The 20,802-nt window shown below is 61.6% G+C and carries 21 protein-coding genes; 12 read left to right on the top strand and 9 right to left on the bottom strand.

Annotated features, from left to right (window positions below):
- Positions 1-49 precede the first annotated feature (49 nt).
- On the top strand, positions 50-2,212 hold the full coding sequence (gene uvrD / locus M6G53_RS12570) for a DNA helicase II (RefSeq protein ID WP_038874108.1): 2,163 nt from the start codon (positions 50-52) through the stop codon (positions 2,210-2,212).
- 45 nt (positions 2,213-2,257) lie between these two features.
- Here the strand turns inward: uvrD and M6G53_RS12575 are convergent, their stop codons facing one another.
- Positions 2,258-2,731: a WbuC family cupin fold metalloprotein gene (locus M6G53_RS12575; protein WP_148875362.1), complete on the bottom strand. Its 474-nt coding sequence runs from the start codon at positions 2,729-2,731 to the stop codon at positions 2,258-2,260.
- Between the two features lie 444 nt (positions 2,732-3,175).
- Between M6G53_RS12575 and corA the strand changes: the two genes are divergently transcribed.
- Entirely contained in the window at positions 3,176-4,126 is a 951-nt protein-coding gene (gene corA / locus M6G53_RS12580) for a magnesium/cobalt transporter CorA (RefSeq protein WP_004934262.1), read from the top strand.
- A 16-nt stretch (positions 4,127-4,142) separates the two neighbouring features.
- On the opposite strand, the gene rarD is transcribed toward corA, so the two are convergent.
- Complete coding sequence (rarD, locus tag M6G53_RS12585; protein ID WP_253331865.1) at positions 4,143-5,030, bottom strand: EamA family transporter RarD; 888 nt, start codon at positions 5,028-5,030, stop codon at positions 4,143-4,145.
- Positions 5,031-5,096: 66 nt separating this feature from the next.
- The gene (locus M6G53_RS12590) at positions 5,097-5,567 is read right to left on the bottom strand and encodes a thioesterase family protein (RefSeq protein ID WP_033636656.1); all 471 of its coding nucleotides are present in this window, start codon (positions 5,565-5,567) and stop codon (positions 5,097-5,099) included.
- A 199-nt stretch (positions 5,568-5,766) separates the two neighbouring features.
- Between M6G53_RS12590 and recQ the strand changes: the two genes are divergently transcribed.
- Together recQ and rhtC are read left to right on the top strand one after the other, a co-directional pair.
- Complete coding sequence (recQ, locus tag M6G53_RS12595; protein WP_253331866.1) at positions 5,767-7,599, top strand: ATP-dependent DNA helicase RecQ; 1,833 nt, start codon at positions 5,767-5,769, stop codon at positions 7,597-7,599.
- Positions 7,600-7,611: 12 nt separating this feature from the next.
- A complete protein-coding gene (rhtC, locus tag M6G53_RS12600; RefSeq protein WP_253331867.1) occupies positions 7,612-8,232 on the top strand; it encodes a threonine export protein RhtC in 621 nt (206 codons plus the stop codon).
- Positions 8,233-8,280: 48 nt separating this feature from the next.
- Here rhtC and rhtB read toward each other — a convergent pair whose 3' ends face one another.
- Positions 8,281-8,901 carry a homoserine/homoserine lactone efflux protein gene (rhtB, locus tag M6G53_RS12605; RefSeq protein WP_253331869.1) on the bottom strand — a complete coding sequence of 207 codons (621 nt, stop codon included), beginning with the start codon at positions 8,899-8,901 and terminating at the stop codon, positions 8,281-8,283.
- Between the two features lie 147 nt (positions 8,902-9,048).
- On the opposite strand from rhtB, the gene pldB reads away from it, so the two are divergent.
- A complete protein-coding gene (pldB, locus tag M6G53_RS12610) occupies positions 9,049-10,092 on the top strand; it encodes a lysophospholipase L2 (RefSeq protein WP_253331871.1) in 1,044 nt (347 codons plus the stop codon).
- 4 nt (positions 10,093-10,096) lie between these two features.
- A complete protein-coding gene (gene yigL, locus M6G53_RS12615; RefSeq protein WP_047729429.1) occupies positions 10,097-10,894 on the top strand; it encodes a sugar/pyridoxal phosphate phosphatase YigL in 798 nt (265 codons plus the stop codon).
- Positions 10,895-10,937: 43 nt separating this feature from the next.
- Here the strand turns inward: yigL and glpQ are convergent, their stop codons facing one another.
- Both glpQ and glpT read right to left on the bottom strand, forming a co-directional pair.
- Complete coding sequence (gene glpQ / locus M6G53_RS12620) at positions 10,938-12,017, bottom strand: glycerophosphodiester phosphodiesterase (RefSeq protein ID WP_049200045.1); 1,080 nt, start codon at positions 12,015-12,017, stop codon at positions 10,938-10,940.
- An 83-nt stretch (positions 12,018-12,100) separates the two neighbouring features.
- Positions 12,101-13,456 carry a glycerol-3-phosphate transporter gene (gene glpT / locus M6G53_RS12625; RefSeq protein WP_004934295.1) on the bottom strand — a complete coding sequence of 452 codons (1,356 nt, stop codon included), beginning with the start codon at positions 13,454-13,456 and terminating at the stop codon, positions 12,101-12,103.
- Positions 13,457-13,820: 364 nt separating this feature from the next.
- Between glpT and glpA the strand changes: the two genes are divergently transcribed.
- From glpA to glpC, 3 genes are read left to right on the top strand one after another with little or no spacing between them, the layout of a single operon-like run.
- Positions 13,821-15,470 carry an anaerobic glycerol-3-phosphate dehydrogenase subunit A gene (glpA, locus tag M6G53_RS12630; RefSeq protein ID WP_253331873.1) on the top strand — a complete coding sequence of 550 codons (1,650 nt, stop codon included), beginning with the start codon at positions 13,821-13,823 and terminating at the stop codon, positions 15,468-15,470.
- Positions 15,460-16,728: a glycerol-3-phosphate dehydrogenase subunit GlpB gene (gene glpB / locus M6G53_RS12635; protein ID WP_253331906.1), complete on the top strand. Its 1,269-nt coding sequence runs from the start codon at positions 15,460-15,462 to the stop codon at positions 16,726-16,728. The genes glpA and glpB overlap by 11 nt, the downstream gene beginning before the upstream one ends.
- On the top strand, positions 16,725-17,924 hold the full coding sequence (glpC, locus tag M6G53_RS12640) for an anaerobic glycerol-3-phosphate dehydrogenase subunit GlpC (RefSeq protein WP_253331875.1): 1,200 nt from the start codon (positions 16,725-16,727) through the stop codon (positions 17,922-17,924). The genes glpB and glpC overlap by 4 nt, the downstream gene beginning before the upstream one ends.
- A 35-nt stretch (positions 17,925-17,959) precedes the next feature.
- On the opposite strand, the gene M6G53_RS12645 is transcribed toward glpC, so the two are convergent.
- The 3 genes from M6G53_RS12645 to M6G53_RS12655 form a co-directional block, all read right to left on the bottom strand.
- On the bottom strand, positions 17,960-18,523 hold the full coding sequence (locus M6G53_RS12645; protein WP_253331877.1) for a DcrB family lipoprotein: 564 nt from the start codon (positions 18,521-18,523) through the stop codon (positions 17,960-17,962).
- Positions 18,524-18,603: 80 nt separating this feature from the next.
- Positions 18,604-19,038 carry a GNAT family N-acetyltransferase gene (locus M6G53_RS12650; RefSeq protein ID WP_253331879.1) on the bottom strand — a complete coding sequence of 145 codons (435 nt, stop codon included), beginning with the start codon at positions 19,036-19,038 and terminating at the stop codon, positions 18,604-18,606.
- A 56-nt stretch (positions 19,039-19,094) separates the two neighbouring features.
- Positions 19,095-19,754 carry a 7-cyano-7-deazaguanine/7-aminomethyl-7-deazaguanine transporter gene (locus M6G53_RS12655; RefSeq protein ID WP_253331881.1) on the bottom strand — a complete coding sequence of 220 codons (660 nt, stop codon included), beginning with the start codon at positions 19,752-19,754 and terminating at the stop codon, positions 19,095-19,097.
- A 220-nt stretch (positions 19,755-19,974) separates the two neighbouring features.
- Here M6G53_RS12655 and tusA point away from each other — a divergent pair, with 220 nt between their 5' ends.
- The 3 genes from tusA (at position 19,975) to M6G53_RS12670 (ending at position 20,754) form a co-directional block, all read left to right on the top strand.
- Entirely contained in the window at positions 19,975-20,220 is a 246-nt protein-coding gene (gene tusA, locus M6G53_RS12660; protein ID WP_025304890.1) for a sulfurtransferase TusA, read from the top strand.
- 61 nt (positions 20,221-20,281) lie between these two features.
- Positions 20,282-20,479, top strand: coding sequence for a type II toxin-antitoxin system RelB family antitoxin (gene relB / locus M6G53_RS12665; protein ID WP_253331882.1), 198 nt, complete (start codon positions 20,282-20,284; stop codon positions 20,477-20,479).
- A complete protein-coding gene (locus M6G53_RS12670) occupies positions 20,479-20,754 on the top strand; it encodes a type II toxin-antitoxin system RelE/ParE family toxin (protein ID WP_253331884.1) in 276 nt (91 codons plus the stop codon). Before relB ends, M6G53_RS12670 begins: the two co-directional genes overlap by 1 nt.
- The last annotated feature ends 48 nt before the right edge of the window (positions 20,755-20,802 follow it).

The following is a 20,802-nucleotide window of genomic DNA, read 5'->3' on the forward strand; positions in this document are numbered from 1 at the left end:
GTGAAAAACCCGCCGCCGGCGGGTTTTCCCTTAACCATTAGTGGTGCCTATGGACGTCTCCGATCTGCTCGACAGCCTGAATGAAAAACAACGTGAAGCCGTGGCGGCGCCGCGCAGCAACCTGTTGGTTCTGGCCGGGGCGGGCAGCGGCAAGACCCGGGTGCTGGTGCATCGCATCGCCTGGCTGCTGTCGGTGGAGAACTGTTCGCCGTATTCGATCATGGCGGTGACCTTCACCAACAAGGCGGCGGCGGAAATGCGCCACCGTATCGAACATCTGATCGGCACCAGCCAGGGCGGCATGTGGATCGGCACCTTCCACGGCCTGGCGCATCGTCTGTTGCGCGCCCACCACCTGGAAGCCAACCTGCCGCAGGATTTCCAGATCCTCGACAGCGACGACCAGCTGCGGCTGCTCAAGCGCATCATCAAGGCGCTGAACGTCGACGAGAAGCAGTGGCCGCCGCGTCAGGCGATGTGGTACATCAACGGCAAGAAAGACGAGGGCCTGCGCCCACAGCACGTCGAGACCTACAACAACCCGGTGGAGGCCACCTGGCTGCGCATCTATCAGGCCTATCAGGAAGCCTGCGATCGCGCGGGGCTGGTGGATTTCGCCGAGCTGCTGCTGCGCGCGCACGAGCTGTGGCTGAACAAGCCGCATATCCTCAACCACTACCGCGAACGTTTCACCAACGTGCTGGTGGATGAATTCCAGGATACCAACAGCATCCAGTACGCCTGGATCCGTCTGCTGGCGGGCGGCAACAGCAACGTGATGATCGTCGGCGACGATGACCAGTCGATCTACGGCTGGCGCGGCGCGCAGGTGGAGAACATCCAGCGCTTCCTGAAAGATTTCCCCGGCGCGGAAACCATCCGCCTGGAGCAGAACTACCGTTCCACTAGCAACATCCTGAAAGCGGCCAACACCCTGATCGCCAACAACGACGGGCGCATGGGCAAAAACCTGTGGACCGAAGGCGGCGAAGGCGAACCGATCTCCATTTACTGTGCCTTCAACGAACTCGACGAAGCGCGCTTCGTGGTCAACCGCATCAAGACCTGGCAGGACAACGGCGGGGCGCTGAACGACTGCGCCATCCTGTACCGCAGCAACGCTCAGTCGCGCGTGCTGGAAGAGGCGCTGCTGCAGACGGCGATGCCGTACCGCATCTACGGCGGCCAGCGCTTCTTCGAACGCCAGGAAATCAAGGATGCGCTGGCTTACCTGCGCCTCATTTCCAACCGCAACGACGATGCGGCCTTCGAGCGCGTGGTCAACACCCCGACGCGCGGCATCGGCGATCGTACCCTCGACGTGGTGCGCCAGGCGGCGCGCGATCGCCAGCTGACGCTGTGGCAGGCGACGCGCGAGCTGATGCAGGACAAAGTGTTGGCCGGCCGCGCCGCGTCGGCGCTGCAGCGTTTTATCGAACTGGTGGAGTCGCTGGCGCATGAAACCGCCGACATGCCGCTCCACGTGCAGACCGACCGGGTGATCCGCGATTCCGGGCTGTTCATCATGTATGAGCAGGAGAAAGGCGAAAAGGGGCAGGCGCGCATCGAAAACCTTGAGGAACTGGTGACGGCGACGCGCCAGTTCAGCTATCAGGAAGAAGATCAGGATCTGATGCCGCTGCAGGCGTTTCTGTCGCACGCGGCCCTGGAGGCGGGCGAAGGCCAGGCCGACGCCTATCAGGACGCGGTGCAGCTGATGACCCTGCACTCCGCCAAGGGGCTGGAGTTCCCGCTGGTGTTTATCGTCGGCATGGAAGAGGGCATGTTCCCGAGCCAGATGTCGCTGGATGAAGGCGGCCGTCTGGAGGAGGAGCGCCGCCTGGCCTATGTGGGCGTCACGCGCGCCATGCAGAAGCTGACGCTGACCTATGCCGAAACGCGCCGTCTGTATGGCAAAGAGGTTTACCACCGGCCGTCGCGCTTTATCGGCGAGCTGCCGGAAGAGTGCGTGGAAGAAGTGCGCCTGCGCGCCAGCGTATCGCGCCCGGTCAATCACCGCCGCATGGGCACGCCGATCAGCGAGAACGATACCGGCTACAAGCTGGGCCAGCGCGTGCGCCATCCCAAGTTTGGCGAAGGCACCATCGTCAATCTGGAGGGCAGCGGCGAGCACAGCCGGCTGCAGATCGCCTTCCCGGGCGAGGGCATCAAGTGGCTGGTGGCGGCCTACGCTCGCCTGGAAACGGTATAAAGAAAGGGGAGAGTTGCAGGGGCACGCCCCTGCAATGGTTCATTATCAGTGAGGGAAACGGTCGCCGACCTGCGCGGTGGCATACCAGCGCATCACCGCTTCGGTGCCTTCACCGCCTTCCTGCGGCGCCCATTGCATGCAGTCCTCTTCGGTCAGCGCCTGATACGGGCCCTGCTTCACTTCGAACACCACGCCGCCGGCATCGACCGACAGCACCGCATGCCAGGTAAATGCCGGCATCTCCAGCACTTTGGTCTCTTCGCCGAGCAGGGTGCGCTGCGTGACCACGCCGTCATCGTTGAATTGCAACACGACAAAACGGCCGCGCAGCGGCGTCAGCAGCTCCCAGGTTTGCGGGTGGCGGTGCGGGCGGATATAGGTGCCGGGCTCCATGGCGATCGCCAGGCGTTGCACCGGGTCGCTCAGCTCTTCGTGTAAGGTGCGGTGCGCACGCAGGCGAGCCACGCTGGCAGCCTGTTCGCTCATCGCGGTCAGTTCATGGGCGGTAATCTGTTTCATCATTTAAATCCGCATGCTTGTCGTACCATTAGGGTGATGCCATCTTAACAACATTCTTGGTGGTGGTAAGCGATCGCCGCGACTTTTTCAGCACGGTTTAAGGCCCGTTTTGCCATTGATCATAGTGATGATTTGTTGCGCAATTATCCCGCCTAACGTGTTGACAGGCTTTTTCCTCTCGGCGTAACATGCGCGCACTATTATCATTGAGGACAGACGCCTTGGACACACCCAGTAGATACTGGCTCACTGACCTGCGCCGCAGGTATAACTTCTAAGGCTCTCCGTTTCTGCTGATAGCCTTCGTGGTTGTCGGCGACCCCGCAAAGCGTCGCTATGAGTCAGATCTCTTCATGGTCTGAAACAAATCGGTGATACGCATCCCCTCTGTTTCTGTGCTTCAACGCGTTGTCCGCACCCGTTACCTTCACGGAGTTTTGGCACATGCTGAGCGCTTTTAAATTAGATAACCGCCGCTTGTCCCGTCTGGAGCTGGACGACTCGGATGATCTCACGTCATCGCTGTGGGTTGATCTGGTCGAGCCGGAAGAGGGCGAGCGTGAGCGCGTGCAGAATGAGCTGGGACAAAGCCTGGCGACGCGTCCCGAACTGGACGACATCGAAGCCTCCGCCCGTTTCTTCGAAGACGAAGACGGTCTGCATATCCACTCCTTCTTCTACTTTGAAGATGCGGAAGATCACGCCGGCAACTCCACGGTGGCGTTCACCATCCGCGACGGTCGCCTGTATACCCTGCGCGAGCGTGAACTGCCGGCGTTTCGCCTGTACCGCATGCGCGCCCGCAACCAGACCATGCTCGAAGGCAACGCCTACGAACTGCTGCTGGATCTGTTCGAAACCAAGATTGAGCAGTTGGCGGACGAGATAGAGAACATCTACAGCGATCTGGAACAGCTCAGCCGGGTGATCATGGAAGGGCATCAGGGCGATGAATACGACGCCGCGCTGTCGACGCTGGCGGAGCTGGAAGACATCGGCTGGAAGGTGCGTTTGTGTCTGATGGATACCCAGCGCGCGCTCAACTTCCTGGTGCGCAAGGCGCGTCTGCCGACCGGTCAGCTGGAGCAGGCGCGCGAAGTGCTGCGCGACATCGAATCCCTGCTGCCGCACAACGAATCGCTGTTTCAGAAGGTGAACTTCCTGATGCAGGCGGCGATGGGCTTCATCAACATCGAGCAGAACCGCATCATCAAGATCTTCTCGGTGGTGTCGGTGGTGTTCCTGCCGCCGACGCTGGTGGCCTCCAGCTACGGCATGAACTTCGAATTCATGCCGGAGCTGAAATGGTCGTTCGGCTACCCGGGCGCCATCACCTTGATGATCCTGGCCGGCCTGGCCCCTTACCTGTACTTCAAGCGCAAGAACTGGCTGTAACCCGGCGCGGCCGGGCTCAGCGCAGCTTGCGCTGGGTGTAGAGCGCGTCGAGGGTAAACAGGATCAGCGCCGCCCAGATAAAGCCGAAGGTCACCAGTTTGTCCTGGCCGACGGTTTCGCCGTAGAAGGTGACCGCCAGCAGGAACATCAGCGTCGGGCCGAGATACTGGAAGAAACCGAGCGTCGACAGGCGCAGCCGGGTGGCCGCCGCGGTGAAGCACAGCAGCGGCACGGTGGTGACGATGCCGGCGGCGACCAACAGCAGGTTCAGCGACCACGGGTTGGCGCTCAGGTGGCTGGTGGGGCTGTCGGCGAACAGGAACAGATAGGCCGCCGCCACCGGCAGCAGCCACAGCGTTTCAATCAGCATGCCGGTCTGGGCGTCGATGGCGATTTTCTTGCGCAGCAGGCCGTAGAAGGCGAAGCTGAACGCCAGCCCCAGACCGATGATCGGCAACGAGCCGAACTGCCAGAGCTGCACCAGCACCCCGGTGAACGCCAGCGCCACCGCCACCCACTGCATGCGGCGGAAGCGTTCGCCGAGAAACAGCATCCCCAACAGCACGTTAACCAGTGGGTTGATGAAATAGCCCAGGCTGGCCTCGAGCATATGGTGGTTGTTCACCGCCCAGATGAACAGCAGCCAGTTGCCGCCGATCAACAGCGCGGTGACCGCCAGCAGCAGCAGCCGTTTGCGATTTTGGCAGGCGGCCCGCACTTTCGGCCAGTTGCGGCCCAGCGAGATCAGCGCCAGCATGAAGAAAAACGACCAGATGATCCGGTGGGTGAGGATCTCATCGGCGGGCACTTGCTGGATCAGTTTGAAATAGGCCGGGGCGATGCCCCACATAAAATAGGCGGCCAGGGCGAAGAAAATGCCCTGACGCGTTTGCTTTGCGTCCATGACGTCACTCGGGTGGGGAACGTAAGATGCGGTGAGTGTACTGAAGACGCTCACCGCACACAATCATCAGCCGACCAGATAGGTGGCTGTGGCGGTGGCGATATGCAGGCCGTCGTGGTTATGCAGTTCTACGCGCGCGACGGCGACCTTGTTGCCGCTGCGCAGCACGCTGGCGGAGGCGACGAAGTGCTCGCCGCGGCCGGGGCGCAGGTAGTCGACGCGCAGATCGATGGTGCCCATGCGCGACAGCTTGGCGGCGATCTCCTCTTCGATCAGCGGCTCCATACGCGTCAGCACGCCGCCGGCGCACGCCAGCCCGGCGGCGACGTCAAGTACGGCGGCGATCACGCCACCGTGCAGAATTTCCTGTGCGGCGTTGCCCACCAGCTTGCGCTGGTTGGTGAAGCTCAGCTCGACGTAATCATCGTCGAAGCGGCGCAGCTCCAGGCCTAGCTCGCGGTTGAACGGCATGTGGTAGACAAAGATTTCGCCGATCTTGCGGCGGGCGGCTTCCAGGGTCAGTGGTGTGGTCGACATAGCGGGTTTCCGTTTTTCTTTTGCGTTTTAAGGGAGCTAACTGGTCAGTCCAGGTTAATGGAATGTTGATTTTATGCTTAACCTTTGTTGCTTTCCAGCCTGTTCAGGCAAAAGAGTCGCACGCGCGTTGGTGTCATGCTGAACGATATTATGTAATCATACCCGGTGGGTGTGTACCGATGAAAAAATGGGGAAGTGTGTGTCAACCGCAGCAGTGATTAACAGAGAGTTGCTGGCCGAGCAGGTATTGCGCGATACCTTTGGCTACCAGCAATTCCGTCCGGGGCAGCAAACGATTATCAATGCCGCGATCGGCGGGCAGGATTGCCTGGTGGTGATGCCGACCGGCGGCGGCAAGTCGCTGTGTTACCAAATCCCGGCGCTGGTGATGGACGGCCTGACGCTGGTCGTTTCCCCGCTGATCTCGCTGATGAAGGACCAGGTCGACCAACTGTTGGCCTACGGCGTTTCCGCCGCCTGCTACAACTCGACGCAAACCCGCGAGGAGCAGCTGGACGTGATGGCCGGCTGCCGCAACGGCACCATCAAGATGCTGTACATCGCGCCGGAACGGCTGATGATGGAAAGCTTCCTCAACCTGCTCGATCACTGTCCGCCGGCGATGCTGGCGGTGGATGAGGCGCACTGTATTTCGCAGTGGGGCCATGACTTCCGGCCGGAATATCGCGCGCTGGGTCAGCTGAAACAGCGCTTCCCGTCGATGCCGGTGATCGCGCTGACCGCCACCGCCGACGAAGCCACCCGTGGCGATATCGTGCGCCTGCTGTCGCTGCAGGACCCGCTGGTGCAGGTCAGCAGCTTCGACCGGCCGAACATCCGCTACACGCTGGTGGAAAAATTCAAACCGCTCGATCAACTGTGGCGCTTCGTGCAGGATCAGCGCGGCAAGAGCGGCATCATTTATTGCAACAGCCGCGCCAAGGTGGAAGACACCGCCGCGCGCCTGCAAAGCCGCGGGCTGAGCGTCGGTGCCTACCACGCCGGGCTGGACAACGATCGCCGCGCGCAGGTGCAGGAAGCGTTCCAGCGCGACGATCTGCAGGTGGTGGTGGCCACCGTCGCCTTCGGCATGGGCATCAACAAACCCAACGTGCGCTTCGTGGCGCATTTCGACATCCCGCGCAATATCGAATCCTACTACCAGGAAACCGGCCGTGCCGGGCGCGACGGCCTGCCGGCCGAAGCCATCCTGCTGTACGATCCGGCCGACATGGCCTGGCTGCGCCGCTGCCTGGAGGAAAAACCCGCCGGGCAGCAGTTGGACATCGAACGCCACAAGCTGAACGCCATGGGCGCGTTCGCCGAGGCGCAAACCTGCCGCCGCCTGGTGCTGCTCAACTATTTCGGCGAAGGCAAGCACGAGAACTGCGGCAACTGCGACATTTGCCTCGATCCGCCCAAGCGCTATGACGGGCTGGAGGACGCGCGTAAGGCGCTGTCCTGCGTATACCGCGTTGGCCAGCGCTTCGGCCTCGGGTACATCGTGGAAGTGCTGCGCGGCTCCAACAACCAGCGCATTCGCGAATACGGCCACGACAAGCTGCCGGTGTATGGCATCGGCCGCGATCAAACCACCGAACACTGGACCAGCGTGCTGCGTCAGCTGATCCACCTGGGCTTTATCACCCAGAATATTGCCATGCACTCGGCGCTGCAATTGACCGAGGCGGCGCGCCCGGTGTTACGCGGCGAAGTGGCGCTGCAGCTGGCGGTGCCGCGCATCCAGAGCCTGAAGTCGCGCAGCAGCGCCAACCAGAAATCCTACGGCGGCAATTACGATCGCAAGCTGTTCGCCAAGCTGCGCAAACTGCGCAAATCGATCGCCGACGAAGAAAACATTCCGCCCTACGTGGTGTTCAACGACGCCACGCTGCTGGAAATGGCCGAACAGATGCCGATCAAGGCCGGCGATTTACTGAGCGTCAACGGCGTCGGCCAGCGCAAACTGGAGCGTTTCGGCGCGCCCTTTATGGCGATGATCCGCGATCATCTCGACAATGACGAAGACTGAGGGCGATAAATCATGCTGATGCTGTTTCTCACCGTGGCGCTGGTGCATCTGATTGCGTTGATGAGCCCGGGGCCGGACTTCTTTTTCGTGTCGCAAACCGCCGCCAGCCGCTCGCGCCGCGAGGCGATGATGGGCGTGGTCGGTATTTCGCTCGGCATCGTGGTATGGGCCGGCGTGGCGTTGATGGGGCTGCATCTGATCCTGCAGAAGATGGCCTGGCTACACCAGGTCATCATGGTCGGCGGCGGCATTTACCTGTGCTGGATGGGGTGGCAACTGCTGCGTTCCGCGCGGGCGCAGCAAGCGCAGCCCGCGGCGGAGGCCCGGGTGGCGTTACCGAAGGCCGGGCGCAGCTTTCTTCGCGGTTTCCTGACCAATCTGTCCAACCCGAAAGCGGTGATCTATTTCGGCAGCGTGTTCTCGCTGTTCGTCGGCGACAGCGTCGGCGCCGGGGCGCGCTGGGGGCTGTTCCTGCTGATCGTCGCCGAGACCTTCGTCTGGTTCAGCCTGGTGGCGGTGGTGTTTGCGCTGCCGGCGATGCGCCGCGGTTATCAGCGGTTGGCCAAGTGGATCGACGGGATGGCGGGCGTGCTGTTCACCGGCTTCGGGTTACACCTGATCTTTACCCGCTGACCGGCAATGAACTGCCAAAGGCCGAGCAGCGATGCCCGGCCTTTTTTGTCAGGCTTTGCGGGCGGTCGCCAGCAGCCCCGCCACCAGAATGAACAGCGAGCCGAACAGCCGGTTGAGCAGCTGCATCTGGCGCGGCGTTCTCAGCCAGCCGGCGATGCGCGTCGCCAGGGTGGCGTAACCGATCATCACCAGAATATCCACCACCACGGTGGTGACGCCGAGCACCAGATACTGCTCGGCCTGCGGCTGATTGGGCAAGATGAACTGCGGGAACAGCGCGGCGAGGAACACGATGCTTTTCGGGTTGGTCAGGTTGACCAGCACCGCGCGGCGGAACAGACGGCGGCGCGGCATGCTGCCCGCCAGCGCATGCAGATCCAGCGCCCCGGCGGCGCGCCATTGCTGGATGCCGAGCCACACCAGGTAGGCGGCGCCCAGCCATTTCAGCAGCTCGAACGCCAGCAGCGATTGCGATATCAGCGCGCCGAGGCCGATGCCTACCAGCACGATGTGCGCGCTCAGCCCGACCTGCAGCCCGGCGATCGACGCGGCGGTGCCGCGATAGCCGTGGCTGATGCCGGTGCTCATGGTGTTGATGGCGCCTGAGCCGGGGGACAGGCTGAGGATAAGCGTGGTCAGCAGGTAGGTTAACCACCAGTCCAAGGTCATGGTTCTTGGCTCCCTGAAAGTGTCGTTTTGTGCCACAATGCGCCGAGGCGGCGCCGTTTTTTGTAAGAATTGAATCACAATACGCTAGTATGATTTCTTGTGCCAGCGGTCACATTTTCCGCCGGCCCCACAGGGAAAACGCTCTCGATGACCTCGTTCACTCTCAGCTCCGATGACTGGTTAACGCGTGAAACGCAGTTCGCTGCCTTCGCCACCGGGCCGCTGCTGGACTTCTGGCGGCAACGGGAAGAGGGCGAGTTCAGCGGCGTGGACGGCGTGCCGATCCGCTTTGTGCGTTTTCGCTCCGCGCGGCATCAGCGGGTGGTGGTGGTCAGCCCCGGCCGCATCGAAAGCTACGTGAAATACCCCGAGGTGGCCTACGATCTGTTCCACTGCGGTTACGACGTGGTGATCGTCGATCATCGCGGCCAGGGGCGCTCCGGCCGTTTACTGGCGGATACGCACCGCGGTCATGTGGTAAACTTCGCCGACTACGTGGACGATTTCGAGCAGCTTTGGCAGCGAGAGGTCGAATCGCGCGGTTATCGGCAGCGCTTCGCGCTGGCGCATTCGATGGGTGGCGCGATCCTGGCGCAGTTCCTGCAGCGCCGGCCGCAGGCGTTCGACGCTGCGGCGCTTTGCGCGCCGATGTTCGGCATCCAGCTGCCGATGCCGGGCTGGCTGGCCGATCGCATCCTCGACTGGGCGGAGAGCCGCCCGGCGATCCGCGACTACTACGCGGTGGGCACCGGCCAGTGGCGGCCGCTGCCCTACGTGGTCAACGTGTTGACCCACAGCCGCGAGCGCTATCGGCGCAGCCTGCGCTATTACGCCGATTACCCCGAGCTGCAGGTGGGCGGGCCGACCTACCATTGGGTGCGGGAGAGCATCCGCGCCGGCCGGCAGATTATCGCTCAGGCCGGGGAGATAACAACGCCGCTGTTGCTTTTGCAGGCCGGTGAGGAACGGGTGGTCGACAACCGTTCGCATCAGGCTTTTTGTCAGGCTCTGTCAGACGCGGGGCGCCCTTGCGAAGGGGGGCTCCCGTGGGTTATCAACGGCGCACGCCATGAGATCCTGTTCGAGCGGGACGCGATGCGCGCCGAAGCACTGAACGCAATCCTGCGCTTCTTTGCTCAACACTTAGGCGGCGCGCTGCCGCCGACAACTCCATCAGAGGTTAGAACATAACGCTATGTATCACGTCGTCGCTTCCGATTTAGATGGCACGCTGCTGTCTCCCGACCATACCCTGTCACCGTACGCCAAAGAAACGCTGAAGTTGCTGACCCAGCGCGGCGTGCATTTCGTGTTCGCCACCGGCCGCCATCATATCGACGTGGCGCAGATCCGCGACAGCCTGGAGATCAGCGCCTTTATGATCACCTCCAACGGCGCGCGGGTGCATAACACCGCCGGCGAGTTGATCTTCAGTCACAACCTGGACGGGGATATCGCCCGCGATCTGTACGGCATGCTGCACGACGATCCGGAGATCACCACCAACGTCTACCGTAACGATGACTGGTTCATCAACCGTGAAAGCCCGGAGCAGGAAGAGTTCTTCCGGGAGTCGGTGTTCAAATATCAGCTGTTCGAGCCGGGCCTGCTGGAAACCGACGGCGTCTGTAAGGTTTACTTTACCTGTGAAGACCACGAGCGGCTGCTGCAGGTGGAAGACGCCATCAACGCGCGCTGGGGCGATCGGGTCAACGTCAGCTTCTCGTTCCCGACCTGCCTGGAAGTGATGGCGGGTGGCGTGTCGAAAGGGCATGCGCTGGAAGAAGTGGCCAAGATCATCGGCTATACGCTGCAAGAGTGCATCGCCTTCGGCGACGGCATGAACGATCTGGAGATGCTGTCGATGGCCGGCAAGGGCTGCATCATGCGCGATGCGCATCAGCGCCTGAAGGATATGCTGCCGGAGCTGGAAGTGATCGGCTCCAACGTCGATAACGCGGTGCCGCACTACCTGCGCAAGATGTTCCTCTGAAATACCCCTTAAATAACAAGGGCGCCGAAAGGCGCCCTTGGCATTACTTGTGCTGGCCCTGTTTCTGCAGGAACTGCACGCCCTTGTCCGGGAAGTCGGTAAACACGCCGTCGACGCCGGCCTGGTTGTAAATCACGTCATACAGCTGGTTCACGTCGGTCACGTACTTCGGCAGCGCATCGGCGCGAATGGTGTACGGATGCACCGCCAGCTTGCTGGCGTGCGCTTCTTTCACCATGTCGGTCAGCACCACGTGGCCCGGCTTGGATTGATCCGCTACCACCAGCATGTGGTAGTCCGGCCCGATGCCGTCGGCATACTGAGCGATTTTCTTCATCGCGCCCGGCTTGAACATCCAGTCGTAGTCGTATTCAACCCACTTGCCGTCGGCTTTCTGCTCGTAGGTTTCCTGCCAGTCGTTATAGGCGATCAGCTGCACCAGCTTCAGATCCATGCCCAGCTTCGGCTCCAGCTCGTTCTTGATGCGTTTGAGCTCGTTGGCGTCGAAGCACTGCAGGTAGACGTTATCGTTCTTGCCGGTGTAACCATACTGCTTGAGCACCGCCAGCACTTTGCTGGAGATGTCTTTGCCTTCCTGTTTGTGGAACCACGGCGCCTTGATTTCAGGGTAGATGCCGATGTTCTTGCCGGTCGAATGATTCAGCCCCTGCACGAACTCGATCTCTTCCTGGAAGGTGTGTACGCGGAAGTCGGATTTGCCCATCGGGAAGCGGCCAGGATAACCCTGTACCTTCTTGCCGTTTTCGATTTCAAAGCCTTCGGTGAACTTCAGCGATTTGATCTCCGCCAGCGTAAAGTCGATGGCGTAGTAGCGGCCGTCTTTGCGCGCGCGATCCGGGAAGCGTTCGGCGACGTCGGTGACGCGATCGAGGTAATGGTCGTGCAGCACCACCAGCTCGTTGTCCTTGGTCATCACCAGATCTTGTTCGAGGTAATCGGCGCCCTGGGCGTAGGCCATCGCCTTCGCCGGCAGGGTGTGTTCCGGCAGGTAGCCGCTGGCGCCGCGGTGGGCGATTACCACTTTGTCCGCCGCCTGGGCGGCGCTGACCATTGAGGTGGCGAGAATGATCCCTGTCAGCAGGGCTTTGACTTGAGTCCGCATTCCGTTTTTCTCCGTGTTGTTGGGGGCAGGGTAGTAAAAAGGCCGCAGGGCGGCCTTTAAATCATGCAAAAGTCGTGTGACGGTTAGCCGCGCTTGCCGGCGGCGATTTCCGCGTGGTGTTTCTTCTCGTTCAGCATGGTCAGCAGCAGCAGGATAACCGCCAGCACGCCGCCGCCGATCATCACCATGAAGCCGCCGTCCCAACCGAAGAAGTCTACGGTGTAGCCGACGATGGCGCTGGCCGCGACCGAGCCGCCCAGGTAGCCGAACAGGCCGGTGAAGCCTGCGGCGGTGCCGGCGGCTTTCTTCGGCGCCAGCTCCAGCGCGTGCAGGCCGATCAGCATCACCGGGCCGTAGATCAGGAAGCCGATGACCAGCATACAGATCATGTCCACGGTCGGGTTACCGGCCGGGTTCATCCAGAACACCACGGTGGCGATGGTCACCAGCGTCATGAAGAACACGCCGGTGGCGCCACGGTTGCCTTTGAACACTTTGTCCGACATCCAGCCGCACAGCAGGGTGCCCGGGATACCGGCGTATTCATACAGGAAGTAGGCCCAGGACGACTTGTCCAGCGCGAAGTGTTTCACTTCTTTCAGGTAGGTCGGAGACCAGTCCAGAATGCCGTAACGCAGCAGGTAGACGAATACGTTGGCGACCGCGATGTACCACAGCAGCTTGTTCGGCAGAATGTACTGCATGAAGATCTGCTTGGCGGTCAGCTCTTCTTCGTCTTTTTCGCTGTAGTCGTCCGGATAGTCGTTTTTGTACTCTTCAATCGGCGGCAGGCCGCAGGATTGCGGGGTGTCGCGCATCAGGGCGAAGGCGATCAGGGCCACCAGGATGGCGCCGAAGGCCGGCATGTACAGCGCCGCGTGCCAGTCGTTGAACCAGGCCATACCCAACAGGAACAGCAGCGGCGGCAGGCCGCCACCCACGTTGTGGGCGCAGTTCCAGATGGAAACGATGCCGCCGCGTTCTTTCTGCGACCACCAGTGCACCATGGTACGGCCGCACGGCGGCCACCCCATGCCCTGGAACCAGCCGCACAGGAACAGCAGGACGAACATGATGGCGATGCTGGAAGTGGCCCACGGCACGAAGCCCATGAACAACATCACCGCCGCCGCCAGGATCAGGCCGGCAGGCAGGAATACCCGCGGGTTGGAACGGTCGGAGACCGAACCCATGATGAATTTGGAGAAGCCGTAGGCGATGGAAATGCCCGACAGCGCGAAGCCGAGGTCACCGCGGCTGAAGCCTTGTTCGATCAGGTAAGGCATAGCCAGGGTGAAGTTCTTACGCACCAGGTAGTAAGCGGCGTAACCGAAGAAGATCCCCAGGAAAATTTGCCAGCGCAGCTTACGGTAGAGCGGGTCTACCTTATCGCTCGGCACACGGGCGATGTGTGCGGCCGGCTTAAAAATACTCAACATGAGCGCCTCCGATGGCTTTATCTGTTATCACATCAATATGACTTTTTACGTTCATTTGATGATTGAGCGGATATCGAATGTGGTGTTTTTGTGTTCCATAACGAGCGCCATTGTCATCAAATACGCCTGGTGTCGCTGTGACGAATGGCGCAATTGTTACACTTTCATGAAACCACGGCGGATTTTGAGCGATTCGTTAACGTTATGAAATAGAAAAACGTCCAAAAATCGTGATTATGATCACATTGATGGTTTTTTGTGGACATTTTTATTTCGTTTCATGTTCGTTATTGTTCCTTATCAAACAAAGGCCCTAATAACCGTGGCTCAATAGGCTCATAACTACCGATCCTGAGGGAGCGACATGAGCAGCTATTTTGACGGCGGCGAAACGGATGTGATCATCATCGGCGGCGGCGCCACCGGCGCAGGTATCGCCCGCGACTGTGCGCGGCGCGGCCTGCGCTGCATCTTGCTGGAGCGCCACGACATCGCCACCGGCGCCACCGGCCGCAACCACGGTTTACTGCACAGCGGCGCGCGCTATGCGGTGACCGACGGCGAGTCGGCGCGCGAGTGCATCGAAGAGAACCGCATCCTGAAACGCATTGCCCACCACTGCATCGAACGCACCGATGGGCTGTTCATCACCCTGCCGCAGGACTCGCTGGACTATCAACAGCAGTTTATCGCCGCCTGCCGCCAGGCCGACATTGACGCCGAAGCGATCGAGCCGCAGCTGGCGCTGCGGCTGGAGCCTGCGGCCAACCCGGCGCTGATCGGCGCGGTGCGGGTGCCGGACGGCACCGTCGATCCCTTCCGGCTGACCGCCGCCAACATGCTGGACGCGCGCGAACACGGCGCGCAGATCCTGACCTACCACCAGGTGGTGGGGCTACTGCGCAGCGGCGACCGGGTGACGGGCGTGCGCGTTTACGACCATCAGAGCAAGCGGCGCTATGAGCTGCACGCGCCGGTGGTGGTCAACGCCGCCGGCATCTGGGGCCAGCAGATCGCCGAATACGCCGACCTGCGCATCCGCATGTTCCCGGCCAAGGGCGCGCTGCTGATCCTCGGCCACCGCATCAACAACATGGTGATCAACCGCTGCCGCAAACCGGCGGACGCCGACATCCTGGTGCCGGGCGACACCATCTCGCTGATCGGCACCACCTCGACCCATATCGATTACGACCAAATTGACAACATGCTGGTGACCCCGCAGGAAGTGGACATTCTGATCCGCGAGGGGGCGCTGCTGGCGCCCACCCTGGCGCAGACCCGCATTCTGCGCGCCTATGCCGGGGTGCGGCCGCTGGTGGCCAGCGACGACGATCCCAGCGGGCGCAACGTCAGCCGCGGCATCGTGCTGCTCGATCACGCCAGCCGCGACGGGCTGGAAGGGTTTATCACCATCACCGGCGGCAAGCTGATGACGTACCGCCTGATGGCGGAGTGGGCCACCGACAAGGTGTGCGAAAAGCTTGGCGTAAACCGCCCGTGTACCACCGCGCAGGACGCGTTGCCCGGCTCCCGCCAGTCGGCGGAGGAAACGGTGCGCAGCGTGGTTTCTCTGCCCGCCAGCATCCGTGGCTCGGCCATTTACCGCCACGGCGATCGCGCCAGCCAGGTGCCGGCGGCCGACCGGCTCGACACCAGCCTGGTGTGCGAATGCGAGGCGGTGACCGCCGGGGAAGTGCGCTATGCGGTCAACTCGCTGACCGTCAACAATCTGGTGGATCTGCGCCGCCGCACCCGCGTCGGCATGGGCACCTGCCAGGGCGAACTCTGCGCCTGCCGCGCCGCCGGGCTGCTGACGCGCTTCAAGGTCAGCACGCCGCAGCAGTCCATCGCGCAGCTGTCGCAGTTCCTCAACGAACGGTGGAAAGGCGTACGGCCGATCGCCTGGGGCGATGCGCTGCGCGAGAGCGAATTTACCAGCTGGGTTTACCAGGGGTTATGCGGGCTTGAGGCCCAGGCCGATAAGGAGCAGGAGGCGGATGATGCGATTTGACGTAGTGGTGATTGGCGGCGGCCTGGCGGGCCTGAGCTGCGCCATTGCCGTGGCCGAACAGGGCAAACGCTGTGCGGTGGTCAGTTCTGGCCAGAGCGCGCTCTACTTCTCCTCCGGTTCGCTCGATCTGCTGGCGAGATTGCCGGACGGCACGCCGGTCGAGATGCCGCTGGCGGCGTTACCGCAGCTGGCGCAGCAGGCGCCGCAGCATCCGTATGCCCTGATCGGGTCCGGCCGGGTGGCGGCGCTGTCCGCCGCCGCACAGCGGCTGCTGGAGCGCTGCGGGCTGAACCTGCAGGGCGAGGGCGCCAATAACCATCTGCGCATTACGCCGCTGGGCACGCGCCGCGCCACCTGGCTCAGCCCGCAGGCGATCCCGACGCTGCCGCTGACCGGCCAACTGCCGTGGCGGCGCATCGCGGTGATCGGCATCGAGGGGTTCCTCGACTTCCAGCCGCAGATGGCCGCCGACTCCCTGAGCCGGGAGCTGGGCGTGCAGACGGATGTGGCCTATTTGCACATGCCGGCGCTGGACAGATTGCGTAATAACCCCAGCGAATTCCGCGCGGTGAACATCGCCCGGGTGCTGGATTTGATGGAAAGCCTGCCGCCGATGGCCGAGGAGCTGCGGCGGCTGGCGGGCGAGGCCGACGCGCTCTTCCTGCCGGCCTGTTTGGGGTTGGAGGACGATGCGTCGCTGGCGGTGTTGCAGGATGCGGTCGGCAAACCGATTCGCTTGCTGCCGACGCTGCCGCCTTCGGTGCCCGGCATGCGCTTGCATCAGGCGCTGCGGCGGCGTTTCCAGCAGCTTGGCGGCGTTGTCATGCCTGGCGACAGCGTGCTGCGCGCCGAGTGCGAGGCCGGCCGCGTCACCGGCCTGTATACCCGCAACCACGGCGATATTCCGCTGCGGGCGCAGCAGGTGGTGCTGGCCAGCGGCAGCTTCTTCAGCAACGGGCTGGTGGCGGATTTCGACGGGGTGCGTGAGCCGGTCTTCGGGCTGGACGTGCACAGCCGGGCGGATCGCGCCGACTGGAGCCGGCGCGAGCTGTTCGCGCCGCAGCCTTATCTGCGGTTTGGCGTGCGCACCGACGGCAGGCTGCGGGCGATGAAGCAGGGCATGCCATTCGACAATCTGTATGCCATCGGTGCGGTCGCCGGCGGCTACGATCCGCTGCAGCAGGGCTGCGGCGCCGGCGTGTCATTGATCGGCGCGCTGCATGTCGCGCAGCAGATCGCCGCGGAGGAAAACGCATGAGCCTGCATCAGGACCACAGCTTTGAAAGCTGCATCAAATGCACCGTCTGCACCACCTACTGCCCGGTCGCCAAAGTGAACCCGCTCTATCCGGGGCCAAAACAGGCGGGGCCGGACGGCGAGCGGCTGCGGCTGAAAGATCCGGCGCTGTACGACGAAGCGCTGAAATACTGCACCAACTGCAAGCGCTGTGAAGTGGCCTGCCCGTCCGACGTCAAAATCGGCGACATCATTCAGCGCGCCCGCGCCGACTTCGCCCAGAGCAAGCCGACGCTGCGCGACGCTATCCTCAGCCACACCGACATCATGGGCTCGCTGTCGACGCCGTTCGCGCCGATCGTCAACGCTGCTACCGGGCTGAAACCGGTGCGCAAGCTGTTGGACAAGGCGCTGAAGATCGATCACCGTCGCGAACTGCCGAAATACTCGTTCGGCACTTTCCGCCGCTGGTACCGGCAACAGGCGCAGGCTCAGCAGCGTTATGCCGAGCAGGTGGCGTTTTTCCACGGCTGCTTCGTCAACTATAACCATCCGCAGCTGGGCAAGGATTTGATCCGCGTGTTCAACGCGCTGGATATCGGCGTGCAGCTGCTGAAACGCGAGAAATGCTGCGGCGTGCCGCTGATCGCCAACGGGTTTATCGAGCAGGCCAAAAAGCAGGCCAGGGTCAACGCCGAGTCGCTGCATGAAACGGTGCTGGAGCGCGGCATTCCGGTGGTGGCGACCTCATCGAGCTGCACCTTCACCCTGCGCGACGAATACCCTCATCTGCTGGACGTGGATACCACCCCGGTGCGCGATCGGGTGGAGCTGGCGACGCGCTATCTCTACCGCCTGATCAATCAGGGGCGCAGCCTGCCGCTGAAACCCACGCCGCTGAGGGTGGCTTATCACACCCCTTGCCATATGGAGAAGATGGGGTGGACTGCCTACACCCTGGAGCTGCTGCGGCAGATACCGGGACTGGAGCTGGTGGTGCTGGATTCGCAGTGCTGCGGCATCGCCGGCACCTACGGGTTCAAATCGGAGAACTACGCCACTTCGCAAGGCATCGGCGCGCCGCTGTTCCGGCAGATAGAAGAGAGCGGGGTGGATCTGGTGGTGACCGACTGCGAGACCTGCAAATGGCAGATAGAAATGTCCACCAGCAAGCGCTGCGAACATCCGATCACCCTGCTGGCACAGGCGCTGGCATAAAAACGAAAGGGCCGGCAAGCCGGCCCTCTGTGGGATTACTGCTTCAGCTTCAGGGTAGAGATGATGCCTTCGGCTTCGGTCTGCGCCTGTTGCTGATTGTCCGCCGGCAGCGTCACCTGAATGGTCAGCATATTGTTGTTCAGCGAGCCGATCAGGACGGAAGAATAGGCTTTTTCACCGCCGCTGGTGATGATGCTGTCCAGCTGACGCAGCGGCACGCCGTTGACGTCGAGCGCCTTGTTGGTGATCACCTGCAGGTCGGCGTCACGCGCGCGCTGGGTATTCTCCAGGCGCTTGGCCAGGGTCTCCAGGCTGTCGGCGGTCTTGTCGCCCAGGATCACGATCACCGCACGCTGGCCGGTGCTGTCTGCGTAAACATGCATGTTGTTGGCCTGGTTGCCCAGTTTGCCGCTCTGATCCGCCATGCCGACCGGCAGGGTGAACGCCAGTTTACCGTCCAGCAGGCTCACCTGCTGCCCGGCCGGCGCGCTGGCCGCCGCGCCGTCTGGCGCTGCCTTGGTGTCTTTGGTGTTGCCGTCGCAGGCCGCGAGGCCAAGCGCCAGCAGGCTGATACCCATCAATTTCGCTACTTTACGCATCGGGCTTCCTTCTTCCTTTCCGGTAGGGATTTACTGTCGTATCGCAACCTATTCCAGGTTGAAATGCAAGGCAGATGTTGTCACAAGTTTTTTTCCAGTAATAGCCGATAATCAGCCACTTCGCCTTTCTTTTCCAGCTGAACAATCTGATAGTGGTGGGCGAGCAGCATCGTCAGCATGGCGCGGAACCGGTTACGGGTTTTAACCGTCAGCTGGCGATAGCCCTGCGCCCGCGCCCAGCGTTCCTGTTCGGCCAACAAGGCCTGTGCCACGCCGTGGCGACGAAATGCCGGCAGCACGCCGCCCAGCCAGCTGTAAAACACCGTTTCCCGCTGTTGATAACCGAGCTTGAAACCGGCTGGCTGGCCGCCTATCTCGGCGATCAACAGGCTGGCGGGGGCGGGGCCGATGCGCCGCTGCAGATCGGCCAGGCTATGCAGGCTGCCGAATTCGGGGATGCGTTGGTAAAGGCGGTGGATTTCTTCGAGCGTGGCGTTGCGAACGATTGGGGTCATGGGCGGCCTCCAAAGGATAGGGCCGCCCAGAATAGCACGGCTCAGCTCAGCTCAGCTCAGCTCAGCTGCAGGCTGCCGCTGCGCGCCGCGATGCGTTTGAGCAGCATGTTCAGCAACACGCCGTACATCGGCAGGAAGAACAGCAGGCAGATCATCACCTTGAAGCTGTAATCCACCAGCGCGATCTCCACCCAGTTGCTGGCCATGAAGGGATCGCTGCTCTTGTAGAAGGCGATGAAGAAGAACGCCAGCGTATCGCTGATGTTGCCGAAGAACATCGCCGCCGCCGGCGCCACCCACCAGGCGCTGCGCTGGCGCAGGCGGTTGAAGACGTGTACGTCGAGGATCTGGCCGAGCACGTAGGCCATAAAGCTGGCGACGGCGATGCGCGCCACGAACAGGTTAAAACTGCCCAGCGCCGCGAATCCCTGCCACTCTCCCTGATAGGTGACGGTGGAGATCACGTAAGAGATGAACAGCGCCGGCACCATTACCGCCAGGATAATCCGCCGCGCCAGCGGCGCGCCAAAAATGCGCACGGTCAGATCGGTTGCCAGGAAGATAAACGGGAAGGTAAAGGCGCCCCAGGTGGTATGGAAGCCGAAAACGGTGATCGGCAGCTGCACCAGGTAGTTGCTGGAGGTAATGATGGCGATATGAAACAGCGAAAGCCAGACCAACGCCGTGAAGCGCTGCTGTGCGGTAAACGAATACATGTTGTAGCCTTTTTAGCAGTGGGGTGAGGGAACCCAGTGTGTCTTGTTAAAACAGCAAAAAACGCTGCGCGGCGGCATGATACGCGTTTGCGCAACCAATGCAATGGTTAAATTTAACGCAAACGTTAACGCATCTTGCGCAGAAAAACTACCGGCGTAAACTAGGCGCTAATGAGATGCGGCGAGCGTTCGCCGATCGTTTTTGAACGAGAAAAATTGCATGACTGACTTATTTGCCCAGGCAGACCAGACGCTCGACGCGCTGGGCCTGCGTTGCCCGGAACCGGTGATGATGGTGCGCAAAACCGTGCGCCATATGGACAACGGCGAAACGCTGCTGATTATCGCCGACGATCCGGCCACCACCCGCGATATACCGGGGTTCTGCCGCTTTATGGAGCACACGCTGGTGGCGCAGGAGACCGAGCAGGCGCCATACCGTTATCTGTTACGTAAAGGTGTATAGTTTTTAATCGCCTCGTGAGATAAGCTCCCTGCGATCGGGGAGCGTTCGAAGGGGACAAACGATGAGTATTTTACTACTGCCTACGGTTGCCAAGATGGAAAATGAGGAACGTACACAGGGCTATGAGCGCTGGTTTCTTGAAAAAGTTCAGGAAGCCATGGATGAGCCGCAGCCAGGTATTCCTCATGATGACGTGATGGCTGAAATGGATGCTGTTATCGCTGCTGCAGAAGCCAGGATTAAAGCGAAGCAGGCATAATGCTCAACATCGAATGGACTCGAGCCGCACGTCAGGATCTGGTGGAGATTGTGGGATTCATCGCCAATGATGACCCTCTGGCGACCAGAAAAATGAAGGTTCTCATCATGGAGGCCGTCATTCCCGCCGCCAGACATCCTCGAATTTTCCGGCGTGGCAGAGTGGACGGCACGCATGAAATCCCCCTGCATCCCCATTATCTCCTGGTTTACCAGGTGCTGGAAACTCACATCCGGGTGTTGCGGGTTTTACATACGCGCCGACAATATCCTTAATATCGCCGCTGCAATCGATAATGCCGGGCTCCCCTTGAGGAACCCGGC

Source organism: Serratia nevei (genome assembly GCF_024160145.1).
GTDB lineage: Bacteria > Pseudomonadota > Gammaproteobacteria > Enterobacterales > Enterobacteriaceae > Serratia > Serratia nevei_A.

Coding starts and splice junctions, on each gene's coding strand:
- uvrD (WP_038874108.1), top strand. CDS start 50: ATGGACGTCTCCGATCTGCTCGACAGCCTGAATGAAAAACAACGTGAA.
- M6G53_RS12575 (WP_148875362.1), bottom strand. CDS start 2,731: ATGAAACAGATTACCGCCCATGAACTGACCGCGATGAGCGAACAGGCT.
- corA (WP_004934262.1), top strand. CDS start 3,176: ATGCTGAGCGCTTTTAAATTAGATAACCGCCGCTTGTCCCGTCTGGAG.
- rarD (WP_253331865.1), bottom strand. CDS start 5,030: ATGGACGCAAAGCAAACGCGTCAGGGCATTTTCTTCGCCCTGGCCGCC.
- M6G53_RS12590 (WP_033636656.1), bottom strand. CDS start 5,567: ATGTCGACCACACCACTGACCCTGGAAGCCGCCCGCCGCAAGATCGGC.
- rhtC (WP_253331867.1), top strand. CDS start 7,612: ATGCTGATGCTGTTTCTCACCGTGGCGCTGGTGCATCTGATTGCGTTG.
- rhtB (WP_253331869.1), bottom strand. CDS start 8,901: ATGACCTTGGACTGGTGGTTAACCTACCTGCTGACCACGCTTATCCTC.
- pldB (WP_253331871.1), top strand. CDS start 9,049: ATGACCTCGTTCACTCTCAGCTCCGATGACTGGTTAACGCGTGAAACG.
- yigL (WP_047729429.1), top strand. CDS start 10,097: ATGTATCACGTCGTCGCTTCCGATTTAGATGGCACGCTGCTGTCTCCC.
- glpQ (WP_049200045.1), bottom strand. CDS start 12,017: ATGCGGACTCAAGTCAAAGCCCTGCTGACAGGGATCATTCTCGCCACC.
- glpT (WP_004934295.1), bottom strand. CDS start 13,456: ATGTTGAGTATTTTTAAGCCGGCCGCACACATCGCCCGTGTGCCGAGC.
- glpA (WP_253331873.1), top strand. CDS start 13,821: ATGAGCAGCTATTTTGACGGCGGCGAAACGGATGTGATCATCATCGGC.
- glpB (WP_253331906.1), top strand. CDS start 15,460: ATGCGATTTGACGTAGTGGTGATTGGCGGCGGCCTGGCGGGCCTGAGC.
- glpC (WP_253331875.1), top strand. CDS start 16,725: ATGAGCCTGCATCAGGACCACAGCTTTGAAAGCTGCATCAAATGCACC.
- M6G53_RS12645 (WP_253331877.1), bottom strand. CDS start 18,523: ATGCGTAAAGTAGCGAAATTGATGGGTATCAGCCTGCTGGCGCTTGGC.
- M6G53_RS12650 (WP_253331879.1), bottom strand. CDS start 19,038: ATGACCCCAATCGTTCGCAACGCCACGCTCGAAGAAATCCACCGCCTT.
- M6G53_RS12655 (WP_253331881.1), bottom strand. CDS start 19,754: ATGTATTCGTTTACCGCACAGCAGCGCTTCACGGCGTTGGTCTGGCTT.
- tusA (WP_025304890.1), top strand. CDS start 19,975: ATGACTGACTTATTTGCCCAGGCAGACCAGACGCTCGACGCGCTGGGC.
- relB (WP_253331882.1), top strand. CDS start 20,282: ATGAGTATTTTACTACTGCCTACGGTTGCCAAGATGGAAAATGAGGAA.
- M6G53_RS12670 (WP_253331884.1), top strand. CDS start 20,479: ATGCTCAACATCGAATGGACTCGAGCCGCACGTCAGGATCTGGTGGAG.